This window comes from Desulfurellaceae bacterium, from assembly GCA_021296095.1.
In the GTDB taxonomy this organism is placed as follows: domain Bacteria; phylum Desulfobacterota; class Binatia; order Bin18; family Bin18; genus JAAXHF01.
The window spans coordinates 24,263-36,484 of record JAGWBB010000036.1 but is presented as its reverse complement, the minus strand read 5'-3'; the positions used below and the strand labels follow the sequence as shown (position 1 = coordinate 36,484).

At 61.6% G+C, this 12,222-nt stretch carries 13 protein-coding genes; 3 read left to right on the top strand and 10 right to left on the bottom strand.

What is annotated here, in order from left to right:
- From J4F42_10630 to nthB, 3 genes are all read right to left on the bottom strand, one after another.
- Nucleotides 1–158: nitrile hydratase subunit beta (locus J4F42_10630; protein MCE2485956.1), on the bottom strand; the 158-nt coding region annotated here is incomplete at its 3' end.
- The gene (gene nthA, locus J4F42_10625) at nucleotides 155–811 is read right to left on the bottom strand and encodes a nitrile hydratase subunit alpha (GenBank protein MCE2485955.1); all 657 of its coding nucleotides are present in this window, start codon (nucleotides 809–811) and stop codon (nucleotides 155–157) included. The genes J4F42_10630 and nthA, both read right to left, overlap by 4 nt.
- Nucleotides 812–821: 10 nt before the next feature.
- Nucleotides 822–1,481 carry a nitrile hydratase subunit beta gene (gene nthB / locus J4F42_10620; protein ID MCE2485954.1) on the bottom strand — a complete coding sequence of 220 codons (660 nt, stop codon included), beginning with the start codon at nucleotides 1,479–1,481 and terminating at the stop codon, nucleotides 822–824.
- Nucleotides 1,482–1,661: 180 nt separating this feature from the next.
- Between nthB and J4F42_10615 the strand changes: the two genes are divergently transcribed.
- Nucleotides 1,662–3,035, top strand: coding sequence for a TldD/PmbA family protein (locus J4F42_10615; protein MCE2485953.1), 1,374 nt, complete (start codon nucleotides 1,662–1,664; stop codon nucleotides 3,033–3,035).
- Nucleotides 3,035–4,375, top strand: coding sequence for a TldD/PmbA family protein (locus J4F42_10610; GenBank protein ID MCE2485952.1), 1,341 nt, complete (start codon nucleotides 3,035–3,037; stop codon nucleotides 4,373–4,375). Before J4F42_10615 ends, J4F42_10610 begins: the two co-directional genes overlap by 1 nt.
- A 76-nt stretch (nucleotides 4,376–4,451) precedes the next feature.
- Here J4F42_10610 and J4F42_10605 read toward each other — a convergent pair whose 3' ends face one another.
- Nucleotides 4,452–5,480 carry a hypothetical protein gene (locus tag J4F42_10605; GenBank protein MCE2485951.1) on the bottom strand — a complete coding sequence of 343 codons (1,029 nt, stop codon included), beginning with the start codon at nucleotides 5,478–5,480 and terminating at the stop codon, nucleotides 4,452–4,454.
- Complete coding sequence (locus tag J4F42_10600) at nucleotides 5,464–7,737, bottom strand: DUF1156 domain-containing protein (GenBank protein MCE2485950.1); 2,274 nt, start codon at nucleotides 7,735–7,737, stop codon at nucleotides 5,464–5,466. Before J4F42_10600 ends, J4F42_10605 begins: the two co-directional genes overlap by 17 nt.
- 146 nt (nucleotides 7,738–7,883) lie before the next feature.
- On the opposite strand from J4F42_10600, the gene J4F42_10595 reads away from it, so the two are divergent.
- Nucleotides 7,884–8,690, top strand: a complete 807-nt coding sequence (locus J4F42_10595; GenBank protein ID MCE2485949.1) for a glycerophosphodiester phosphodiesterase — start codon at nucleotides 7,884–7,886, stop codon at nucleotides 8,688–8,690.
- Nucleotides 8,691–8,720: 30 nt separating this feature from the next.
- On the opposite strand, the gene J4F42_10590 is transcribed toward J4F42_10595, so the two are convergent.
- The 5 genes from J4F42_10590 to J4F42_10570 all read right to left on the bottom strand — a co-directional run.
- Nucleotides 8,721–9,551, bottom strand: coding sequence for a TIGR03619 family F420-dependent LLM class oxidoreductase (locus J4F42_10590; protein MCE2485948.1), 831 nt, complete (start codon nucleotides 9,549–9,551; stop codon nucleotides 8,721–8,723).
- On the bottom strand, nucleotides 9,548–9,850 hold the full coding sequence (locus J4F42_10585) for a hypothetical protein (protein ID MCE2485947.1): 303 nt from the start codon (nucleotides 9,848–9,850) through the stop codon (nucleotides 9,548–9,550). The genes J4F42_10590 and J4F42_10585 overlap by 4 nt, the downstream gene beginning before the upstream one ends.
- A gap of 45 nt (nucleotides 9,851–9,895) precedes the next feature.
- A complete protein-coding gene (gene leuD, locus J4F42_10580) occupies nucleotides 9,896–10,516 on the bottom strand; it encodes a 3-isopropylmalate dehydratase small subunit (GenBank protein ID MCE2485946.1) in 621 nt (206 codons plus the stop codon).
- 60 nt (nucleotides 10,517–10,576) lie between these two features.
- Nucleotides 10,577–11,980, bottom strand: a complete 1,404-nt coding sequence (gene leuC, locus J4F42_10575; GenBank protein ID MCE2485945.1) for a 3-isopropylmalate dehydratase large subunit — start codon at nucleotides 11,978–11,980, stop codon at nucleotides 10,577–10,579.
- 3 nt (nucleotides 11,981–11,983) lie between these two features.
- Nucleotides 11,984–12,222, bottom strand: a 239-nt coding sequence (locus J4F42_10570) for a hypothetical protein (protein ID MCE2485944.1), incomplete at its 5' end; no start/stop codon positions are given.

Here is a 12,222-nt window from a genome sequence, read left to right as displayed (position 1 = left end):
AACTCGTCCCACGAGTAATAGCCCTGTTCGCACAGCGACACGGCCATGGCAAACACCCGTCGCTCCCACTGGTCGTGGAACACGAGTTCGCCGCTGCGGCGGGGCAGCGACGCCTGGCCGGGCATTTCGGCGATGGTCGATTTGGCGGGTCTGGTCATGCTGACTGCGGGTCGGGGTCAAAGCGCACCGTGGTCACGCCAATCATGGCGTCCCGGTCGACGAGCCGGGCCAACTCGTCTTCGCTCAGCTGCTCGGTCCCGCTCGGCCGCTCGGGCAGCACCATGTAGCGAATCTCGGCGCTGCTGTCCCACACCCGGACGGCGATCGACTCGTCCAGCTCCAGGCCGAACTCGCGCAGCACACCACGCGGATCAATGACCACCCGCGAGCGGTAGGGCGCGCTCTTGAACCAGGTCGGCGGCAGGCCCAGGACCGGCCAGGGGTAGCACGAGCACAGCGTACACACGACGACATTATGGGTCGTCGGCGTGTTCTCGACCACGACCATGTGCTCGCCCTGCAAACCTCCCAGGCCCAGCTCCTCAATGGCGGCGGTGGCGTTGCTCAGCAGGCGCTGTTTATAGGCCGGGTCAACCCAGGCGCGGGCCACAACCTGGGCGCCCTTGAGCGGTCCCAGGTCGTTTTCGTACAGCTCGACGATCTTGTCGAGCGCTGCGCTTGCGACCAGACCCTTTTGGGTCAGGACGGACTCGAGCGCCCCGACTCGCTCTTCCAGAGCCTGGGTCTGCTCGGGCGTGTGGTGTTTTTCGAGTCTGGGATCGGGCGGAGCGTCATGATGCTCGTTGCTCATAAGACTGTCCTCATGCGGCTTCCAAATGATCTTCCCACAGGTCGATGTACAGGCTGTCGCGGCGCGGCGTGTCAGGCCCCCACAGGGCCTGAGCCTCGAAACAGACCGAATACAGCGGCTGGGGTTGTTCGCCGCCGCCGTGGGCATTGCTGTCGGGGTAGACGAAGGTGCCGTGGACACGATCAATCCGGCCCGGCTTGCCCCGCACGTAGCGCGGCATCCGGGTATGACCGGCTGGATTGATATTGCGGGCCACAACCTGGTCGCCGGGAGCGAAGCGCGGGGTGAGCCGCCCGCTGTCGCGTTCGGCCGAGGCACCCCGACGGACGACCTGGGCGACGACCTCGGACGGCAGCGGGTCCGAGGCATTGGCGGCCTCGCCCAGGAGCCTGCCTGAGGCCAGTTCCTGGGGGCTGAGCACCCCTTTCTCCACGGCCAGCGTCTCCAGGGCGGCCAGCCAGTGCTCGTAGTAGCTCGAAGACAGATAGTGAACCGGGTCCATGCGTTCGATGGCGTGGCGAAATTCGTCCAGGTTGGCCACGCCTCCGAGCGACAGCATGGTCATGGCAAACACCCGCCTCTCCCACGCGGCGTGAAACAGGGGTTCCTTGTCTTCGCGCTCGACCGGACCGTAGCACGTCATGCCGCCCATATCGTGTGGACCGTTCATCGTCTCTACTCCTCGAAAAAGTGAGCCGAGCCTAGCACCGGCACGGTACAGGATCAAGTTTTCCGGTGCTTTTTGCTATGCCACGGTGAGGGAGCAGTTTGCACAAGAACGCATAGTCTTTCCCCTCTATTGTCTGCTGTGCTAAGACAGGGCTCGAATCCCCAGTCTGGAGGAATCGCTATGCTGCCTGAAACAACCGTCCGCAAGATTCTGGACCTTGGCCTGAGCCGTGGCGCGGATTTTGCCGAGGTCTTTGTCGAAGAATCCGAAAGCTCGTCCATTGACTTGTTGGAACAGAAGCTCGACCGGATCAACTCCGGCAACGCCTTTGGCGTCGGCATTCGTCTGCTGTTCGGCAATGAGTCCGCCTATGGCTACAGCAGTGATGTGTCCGAAGACGCGTTGCTGCGGCTGGCCTCGAATCTGGCCCGCGAGGCCAAAGCCGGCGGATCGTCCACCGCCTTCCACAAGGAACAGGTGGCGGATCGGCATCCGGTGATGATCGACCCGGCCAGCGTATCCAAAAACGAGCGGGTCGAGCTGCTGCGCCAGCTCGACGGGCTGACCCGCCAGACCGGTTCGGTCATCCGTCAGGTTGGCGCCTCGGTGGCCGAGAAACAGCGCTCGGTGCTGATTGCCAACAGCGACGGCCTGTGGATTGAGGATTCCGCGCATTACTCCCGGCTGCGGCTCAGCGCGATTGCCGAAGACGGCGACGGACCGCAGACGGCCATGGAAAGCCCCGGGGTGCTGGGCGGCTATGAGTTCTTTCAGGGTCTCGATTTGGCCACCCTGGCCAACGACGCCGGACAGCGGGCGATCCGCATGGCCAGGGCCGGTTATATTGAGGGCGGGACGATGCCGGTGATTATCGGCAACGGCTTTGGGGGGGTGATCTTCCACGAGGCCTGCGGCCATCCGCTGGAAACCGAAGCCATCCGCAAGAACGCCTCACCGTTTGTCGGCAAGATCGGCGAAACCGTCGCCCAGTCCGTGCTGACGGCGATTGACGACGGCACGCTCGACCACCGCTGGGGGTCCATCAATGTCGATGATGAGGGGGAACCGGCCAAGCGAACCGTGTTGATCGAAAACGGCGTGCTCAGAGCCTATCTGGCCGACCGTATTGGCGCCCGCCAGGTCGGCGTGCCGCAGACCGGCTCGGGACGGCGTGAGTCGTACAAATTCGCCCCGGTGTCGCGGATGCGCAACACCTATATCGACAACGGACCGCATACTCCCGAGGAGATCATCGCCTCTGTGGAGTATGGTCTGTACGCCAAAAAGATGGGCGGTGGCTCGGTCGATCCGTCCACCGGTGAGTTCAATTTTGCGGTCCAGGAAGGCTACATCGTGCGGGACGGCAAAATTGCCGAAGCGGTGCGGGGGGCGACCCTGATCGGCAAGGGCTATGAAATCCTGCCGCGTATCTCGATGGTCGGCAACGATCTGGAGTTTGCCGCCGGCATGTGCGGTGCGTCGAGCGGCTGGGTACCGACCACGGTCGGCCAGCCAACGCTGAAAGTCGACTCCATTCTGGTCGGAGGCCGCTAATGGATCAGCAGGCTGCGATTGACTACGTGCTGTCCCTGGCCCGCGAGCAGGGCGAGCCCGAGGTTGACCTGATTGTCGAGCGCAGCGAACAGCTGTCGCTGCGCGTGCTGAACGGCCAGGTTGAGAAAATCGACCAGGCGACCGCGCTCGGGCTCGGTATCCGGGTCGTACACCAGGGCCGAACCGGCATCGCCTCGACCGAGCGCCTGGAAGCCGCGGCCTTGGAAAAAGCCTTTCGGTCGGCCAGGGAAAACGCCCTGCTCAACGATCCGACCGAGGTGGTGCTGCCCCAGGCCGCCCCCGATCTGCCCGACCCCCAGGACCTTGAGCTGTTGAATCCCGCCATTGAGCGGCTGACGGTTGACGAGCTGGGCGCGTTTGGTCTGGAGGTTGAAGCCACCGCCCGCCAGGCCGACGCGCGGGTGACTGCGGTGCCCTACCTGACGGTGTCGCGTTCCAGCTCCGCCTACCGCATCGTCTCGACCCACGGGGTTGACTACCAACAGCGCCAAAACAATGTCGGGGCCTACTGCCAGGCTCTGCTCGAAGACGGCGAGCGTCGCAAGAGCGGCGGCCATATGTGGGTCGGACGGGCCTGGGATCCGACTCAGAGTACGCTCATCGGCAGCACGGCCGTCCGTAAAGCCGCCGACCTGTTGACGGCCGGCCCGGTGTCCGGCGGACAGGTGCCGGTCGTGCTCGACGAGTACTGTGCGCCGCAACTGCTCGGCCTCTACCTGGGCTGCTTCTCGGCCGAAGCCGCCCAAAAGGGGCAATCCCGCTTGCAGGGCCGGCTGGGCGAGCTGATCGCCGACGAGTCATTGGACCTGAGCACCGAACCCCACCGGGTCGGAGCGGGCAGCTCGCGCTATATGGACGCCGAGGGGATCCCGACCCGCACGGTTCCGCTGATTGCCAAAGGTCGCTTTGAGGAGTTCATGTACCACATCGAGTCGGCGCGTCGCGACGGACGCGAGTCCAACGGGCACGCCGGGCGGAGCTACAGCGGCGGGATTGTGACCTCGGGGCATAATATCGTGATGCCGACCGGCGCCCACAGCCTGGACGCCTTGAGCGGCCTGCCGGAAAAATGTCTGCTGGTGACCGAGCTTGAAGGCGCGGCCGGCTGCAACCCGCTGAGCGGCGATATTTCCATCGGCGTGCAGGGCTTCTGGATCGAGAACGGCCAGCGTCAACAGGCCGTTGATAGCGTGACGATTGCCGGCAACTTTTTCGATCTGCTCAAAGCCATCCGCGCCCGGGGGAATACCTATCAGCCAAACCTGAGCCGGATGTTCATTCCGGCCGTGCTGGTCGACGGCCTGACGGTGTCGAGTTAGCTGAGCCCGTCCACACGAAAGGCGGGCCGAGCTGCTGTCTGTTTCTTGCTGATGCTCTCTTCAAGCCGCTGGGAGTTCACCTGGTCCGAAACTCTTGCAGGCGCGTATTAGGGATGAGTCGATCCAACGTCTTGAAGGTGAACACTTTTCCGCGTGTGGCGAGAAGCAGCTTTTTCATATCCTCTCTGCGCACCCCAAAACCGCGCCCGGCAATACAGGCAATGACCTCGTATTTGGGAGAGTCCGGCGGTTGTCCCTCCAGACTCAGGGCTCCGAGGTGCTGAATCCGAGTGACTTTGTCGCGGGCCGTCCCGTCGTCTTCGGTAATCTTGGCCTCGATAATGACCTGAGGGTTATATTCGTCCGGGATGACGAAGTCCGGAGTCTGGTCAAAGCCTGGAATCTTCTCTGCCCTCTTGGTTTGGCGCTTACTGATTTTCGCGTCGTCCAAAATCTTCGCAATTTCAGCCTCAAGGATATTTCCGACCAGATCGGACACTGAATCCCGGTGTCCGGCAAAAGGCCGTCCCAGCAGTCTTTCGTACAGGAGCATGGCGTAGGGAACTCCCAGCGTTGCCAGGTTCCGAATCGTCAGACTCCCTTCTCGGGTGTCGGCCTTGTCCAGTCGGTGAATCTTGTCCCTGTCAGTCTGCGGAGCAGAAGCGTTGAGCAACTGGCAGGCTACGTCGACCAGGGCCTTAACCCGACGAACCGTAGCGCGGCCTGGGCGGAGCGGGGCGAGCGGAGCCATCCGAATCTTGCGGTCCAAGCTCCGAGCAAACCCTTGGGTGATTTCGACCTGTGTTCTCTGCGCAGCAACATAGGCCCACTCAGGAGGGGTGAAGCCGAGCATGGTACGTAAGACGATAAGGATGAGAGGGCTCTGCATGGCAACGGGAAGAACGCTGGCCCCGCTCAGATTGTCAAAACCGCCCGTGGCTCTCTTTAAGGTTTCATACGCCTGCTCAAACTGTGGATAGTCAATAAAGCCGTCTCCCTTGGGCAGAACCAGAAACTCTGATTCTAAGGAGGAAAACACCGAAGAAATAAATGGTTCTGGATCGGCTTGTATTGCCTGGTACGACGCCTCAAAAGGATAGTTCATCGTCGGGGCCGTAGGCTGTTGTGGTCTCGTGGATCTGGAAATTCTTGCCGTTCACCTTCTGGAGGAGATCATCCGGGAGATGCTGTTCAATTTCTGAAACACCTCCTAGGGACTGGACTGCGCTGGCGACTCGCCGCATTTTTTCTTCAACCGGATGCTCGGGGCGCCACTCCCCGCGAAGAATCCAGACAGCCAGACGGATGAGATGGCCGTAGGCGATGCACCGCGCATCACCACGGCTTGGTTTTAGTCCACTCTCCCGAAGCTGGGCTAAGTCATCGGTCACCAAGCGGGTGACCTCTTCGGCCGTTGAAACAAGGGTGCGGCGCGAGACGTGTCCTGTCGAGCGACACACAAATACGGTGTCAACAACGGAAGACGTCGTCCCGTTGATATGGATAGAGGCACCCATTTCAGCCGGACAAGGAAGAGAGGCCGAACAGACAAGGCCAGCGTCGAGAAGGGCTATGGCCAGAGGAAAATATGCCTCAATCGTTCTGTGGTGATAGGTAAATACGAAGGGTGCTCCAGGTTTGAGCGCGTCTGCCATTCGGCAGACCACGGCTGACAGACCCCAGGTGAAATGGGTAATATCCCGAGCCATGGTCGCATTGCCCGTGAGTTCATCTTTATTCCGCGTTGATTTACGCCTGAACGCTTGCTCTTTCTTCCCCAGCAAGCGGCGAAGCCAGACGTAGCAGAAGTCCATCAGCTCTGCGTACTGGACATTGGCAAAGTAGGGGGGATCGGTCAAAACGGCATCCAGCGACCCCGGAGGAATCTCTGCTTGGGTAGAACTGCCGCAGGTGAGGAAAACCTGACGCGCGGCGCCATCTCTGTGGCCTTCGCCGATCCATTCGCCACGGATCGGAATCTGAACTTTTCTCCCTTCTCTGTGGTCGATTTCAAACGGGTGATCGCCGTACTGCTTGGCCTTCAGGAACTTCTCGACAATGTTCGACCAGCCTCCGCTGCCGACGTTGTTCCCGGTTCTCTGGTTCACGATGCCGAGTAGATTTGACTCACATTCGATCAGACCGACCGGAAAGCCGTGGACGGAAAAGATATCGAGAGACTTCAGGGCATAGGCGTCATACCGACACAACGTGTTTTGGTAGCGCAGCAGGTCTGACAGATTTGTTGCCAGCGCCTGTTTTATCCGCTCATCTGTCTGTTCGTGAATCGCACGGCAGAGGAGTTCGAGCCCAAAGCGTTGCCGCTCGTTGAACATTTCTCGGTAATAGCGATAGCCCCAGCGATGGAGGCGGTCTGTTTCGTCTCCGGCCGGTATCTCTTCGTCTGGGACATAGGTCGAGCGCACACAATCCCAGGCTTGAGCGGCTTGGGTGTATGTAGCGAGGTCTCCGGAGTCAGGTTTCTTAAAGAAACGACCGCGATGGTGGGGTTGACAGTGTAGGCAGTGGTACTCAATGGCGAACATGCGATGTTGAGGCGGACCGTTGTGCCGCTGCGGATACGTGTTGATCTCTCCACACTGGGGACACTGGCAACGGTTACGGCGTGCAGGACCTTTGAGAAGCAAAGGATTGCTGCACTGAGCACATACGCCAGGAGCTTTCTTATCGGCGACTTCGTTGAGTTCGCCACAGACAGAGCAGACCAGTACATTCTTTGGGTGGCGCCGGTTTTCTGCCAGTAAAAATCCTGGGAACAGGTTAAAGTTCTTGCCACACTTCGAGCACTGCTGAGTCTTGACCCACACAAAGTATTTAACCTGGGCGTCCGGCTGACGGCAGGAGAGGCATGTGGTCCGATACCAGGGCCCTACTTGCTCCTCCAGCCGTGCCGATACCTCATAGGCCGCTTTTTGATAGGTGGGCAGGTCTAAGCGTTCGATCTCTTGCTTGACAATCCAGTACGCCATCGGATTGATATCATAACCCAGCACGTCACAGCCGGCTCGATTCGCTTCCAGCAGTGGCGTCCCGCCGCCCATGAACGGGTCGGCAACTCTTATCCCCTTGAGCTGGTGGGCCTGAAAGAAAGTGTCTTGAACTGGGCCGGCGGCAAACTCTGAGAGGAGTAGCGCCCGGAACAGTGTTCCCGGTCTCCGCGCAAACCATTTATGGACCGCAATGATCGGACGGTAGTTTTGTTGAATTTGCTTCTCTCGCAACGCTAGACCCGCGACAAACGGGATGTTGAATTGGCGTTCAATCCCTCTCCCTGTGGTTGACAGATGGGGGCGGGAGGGTGGGGGAAAGAGCTTTGCCTGAATCGGCGTCTGGAGGGACATTGGAGTATTCCGTATCTCTTTTTCCAGGGGAAGCAAAGGGGATGACGCTAATCTCCCGAGCGGGATTTTGGGCGGCACTGCCTCTCGCACAATCCTGACGGCTGAGCTAGGACAGACACACGACGAGTCTGTGTAAGGAGAAGCCCATGAGCAAGTTCTTTCGCGGTCCGACCCCACGGCTGTTCGCCCACCGGGGTGCGAGTGGCGAAGCCCCGGAAAATACCCTGGCCGCGTTCCAGCGGGCCGCCTCCCTGGGTGTCGTGTATATGGAGCTGGACGTGCATCTGAGCCGTGACGGTCAGGTGGTGGTCATGCATGACGACACCCTGGAGCGCACGACCAACGGGCACGGGCTGGTGAAGGAGCACGGCTTGGCCGACCTGCAAGGGCTCGACGCCGGCTATCACTTTACGCCCGACGATGGCAAAGCGTTTCCGTTTCGGGGCCAGGGCGTGACCATCCCGCTCCTGGCCGACGTGCTGCGCCGCTTCCCGCACGTCCGCTTTACGGTCGAGATCAAACAACAAGAACCGCCGATAGAGGAACAGGTGATTGCGGTCGTGCGGGAGTGCGGCATGGCCGAGGCCGTCATCCTGGCCTCAGAGCACGAGGCGGTGGTGGCTCGGGCCAGGAGCCTGGCCCCGGATATTGCCACCAACTGTGCGGCGGCGGAGGTGCTTGCTTTTATGCAGCGGGTCTTCAGCCAGCAGCTTGGCGATTACCGGCCGCCCGGCCGGGCGTTCCAGATCCCGCCCGCATACGAGGGCGTGGCCCTGGTCACGCCCCAGACCGTTGCCGCTATCCACGACCTTGGCGCGGAGGTCCACGTGTGGACCGTAAATGACCGACACGAGATGGAAGGCTTGTTCGAGCTTGACGTAGACGGAATTATGTCCGACTTTCCGGGCCGCCTGTTAGAGGTGGCCCACAAGCGGGGCGCGCGGACCGAGTAGGCGGCCCGCCGCCCGCCCGGCTCATACCCTTCACAGCTTGGGCATCACCTCGGTCGCAAACTTGTCGATGCTGCGCTTATAGCCATCGGCGTTCTCGTAGCGCCCCAGGCCCAGCACGTAGTAGTCGGCCCCGGCTTCCTCGACCATCTTGATCCGGTCCAGCATGGCCACCGGGTCTTCACGGATCATGCCGCCGGTGATGAGTTCGGGTGCGGCCCGGTCGCGTTTTGCCGCCTCTTCGGCCAGATAGGTCTTGACCTCGGTCAGCTCGGGCGGCTTGAGCCCGATCGGGTAATACCCGTCTCCAAAGCGCAGGGTCCGCTCCAGCGCCTTTGGGCCGGCGCCACCGATCCAGATTGGCGGCCGGGCCGGCCGGGGCGCAAACACGAACTCGGGGAATTTGACGTGCGTGCCGTTATACGCGCTGACATCGTTGGCAAACAGCTGGTGAATGACTTCGAGCGTTTCGTTGGTCAGCGCGCCGCGTTTGCGTGGATCAACCCCTAAGGCTTCAAACTCCTGCCTCAGCCAGCCGACCCCGGCCCCCAGAATAACCCGATTGTCGGACAGCTCCTGGAGGGTCGCCAGCTGTTTGGCGGTCAGCACGGCCGGGCGGTAGGGCATGACCAGGACCGAAATGCCGATCCTGATGCGCTCGGTAACCCCGGCGATATAGCCCAGCGTCATCAGCGGGTCGAAATAGCGTCCGCCCGAGCCCTCGGTCTGGTCGGGTGGGATGGCCAAGTGATCGACCACAAAGGCCGCATCAAAGCCCGCCTGTTCCGCAGCCCTGGCGCAGTCGCCAATAATCTGTCTGGTTGCCTGGGGACCCATATTTCGGATAACCACGCCAACTTTCATTCAGTTTCTCCTTGCTCGTCTTCAAACAGACGCTCGGCCAGGGTTTCGGCTAGTGCCGACTGCCCGTCCTCATCCGCCTGCAACAAATCATAGCTTATATTCATCAGCATTTTGCCCAAGACCTCGCGCTGAAGCTCGCTCAGCCGGACCTTGGCGGGTTGGGTTTCAAGCTGGGCGATCAGGGTTTCCATCACCCGCACGCCCGCGTCATTCTCGTGGCGCGACAAGCGGTCGCCGGCCATGCCTGCGGCCTGGTGCAGGAGGGTGCATTCGGCGGCGCTGAGGGCATAGCTCTGCATGGGAAAAGCGTCACAGGCGGGTTGTTCGGACTCGCCCCTGCGGCCTCAGGCATCCTCCAGAAACAACCACGGCGCGTCTTGCCTGCGGCGCTGCTCATAGGCTGTGATATCGGCCTCGTTCTGCAGGGTCAGGCCGATCTCGTCCAGCCCGTTCAGCAGACAGTTCTTGCGAAAGGGATCGACCTCAAAGTGGAAGCTGGTCCCGGACGGCGTCGTCACCGTCTGGGCGGCCAGGTCAACGCTCAGTTCACAGCCCGGGCTGGCCTCGATCTCGGCGATGAGCTGGGCGACCTCGTCGGTGGTGAGCACAACCGGCAACATGCCGTTCTTGAAGCAGTTATTGAAAAAGATGTCGGCAAAACTGGGCGCAATCACACACCGCAACCCGTAGTCGAGCAGCGCCCAGGGCGCGTGTTCGCGCGACGAGCCACAGCCGAAGTTGTTGCCGGCGACCAGGATGGCGGCGTTCTGGTAGCGCGGCTGGTTCATGAAGAAGCTGGTGTCCGTCTCACCACTGCTGGTGTAGCGCCAGTCTGAAAACAGCCCCTCGCGCAGTCCGGTGCGTTTGATGGTTTTGAGATACTGCTTGGGAATGATCTGGTCGGTATCGACATTGACCCGATCCAGCGGGGCGGCAATGCCTGTGACGACGGTGAATTTGTCCATGATGTTTTCCTCGACGTTTTCCTGTGTGTGGCCGGCCCCGGCGGGACAGGTCGAAGACGTTCAGCTCCAGCTTCGAATATCGACAAAATGCCCGGCCACCGCCGCCGCCGCCGCCATGGCCGGCGACACCAGGTGGGTCCGACCGCCCTTGCCCTGGCGGCCTTCAAAATTCCGGTTGCTGGTCGAGGCGCAGCGTTCTCCGGGCTGAAGAACATCCGCGTTCATGGCCAGACACATGGAGCAGCCGGCCTCACGCCACTCAAAACCGGCCTGTTTGAAGATCTGGTCCAGCCCTTCCTCTTCGGCCTGCTGTTTGATCAGCCCCGAGCCCGGCACCACCAGGGCCTGAACGCTGGCCGCGACCTGCTTGCCGCTGATACACGCGGCTGCGGCGCGCAGGTCTTCGATCCGTGAGTTGGTACACGAGCCGATGAACACCTTATCGATCGGAATGTCGGTGATCGGGGTGCCGGCTTTGAGGTCCATATAGGCCAGGGCGCGTTCAGTGGCCTCCTGCATGTCCGGCGTCGGCATATCCTTGGGGTCGGGCACCGTGCCGGCGATATCGGTCACCATGCCGGGGTTGGTTCCCCAGGTCACCTGGGGCCGGATGTCTTCGGCTCGCAGCTCGACGCTGGCATCGAAGCGCGCTCCCGGATCGGACGGCAGCTGTTGCCAGGCCGCGACCGCCCGATCAAACACGGCGCCCTGGGGCGCCAGTGGCCGGCCGCGCAGGTAGTCATACGTCTTGTGGTCGGGCGCGACCATGCCGGCCCGGGCGCCGGCCTCAATCGACATATTGCACAGCGTCATGCGGCCTTCCATCGACAATGCTTCAATGGCCGAGCCCATATACTCGATCACATGCCCGGTGCCACCGGCCGTGCCAATCGTGCCGATCACGGCCAGGATGATGTCTTTGGCCGTACAGCCCTCGGGCAGCGTCCCGTCAACCCGGACAGCCATGGTCTTGGCCCGTTTTTGCAGCAGACACTGGGTGGCCAGGACGTGCTCGACCTCGCTGGTCCCGATGCCGAAAGCCAGCGCCCCGAACGCGCCGTGGGTGGCCGTATGCGAGTCGCCGCACACAATCGTCGTGCCCGGCAGGGTAAAGCCCTGCTCGGGACCGATCACGTGGACGATGCCCTGGCGGATATCGTTCATGGAGAACAGCGGCATGGCGGTAGCCTGGCAGTTCTCTTCCAGGGTCTCGACCTGTTTGGCGCTGACCCGGTCTTCGATCGGTTTGTCGCGATCCGTCGTCGGCACATTGTGGTCGGGCACGGCCAGGGCGGCTTGGGGCCGGCGCAGGCTGCGGCCGGTCAGTTGCAGACCCTCAAACGCCTGGGGCGAGGTGACTTCGTGGACCAGATGGCGGTCAATGTACAGCAGCGCCGTTCCGTCCGGCTCGGTCCGCACGAGGTGCGCGTCCCAGATTTTTTCAAACATGGTCTTGGCGGCCATTTGTTACTCCTTGCTGCTTCCTCCTTTAGCCTGGCCGGGGAGGACACGAGCCTTCAGCATGAACTTTCCCCTGGCAGATATCCTATCGGTCGGCAAAATGGAAGCAGATAGAAGCGCGCTGTGAGCTGTGGTAGGCTGGCCCTCCGATGAAGGAGAGGGCTGATGAATCAGTGGACGATTGAGGTCACGGATCAGAATTTTGAACAGCAGGTCGTGGAGCGCTCGCACGCCGTACCGGTGGT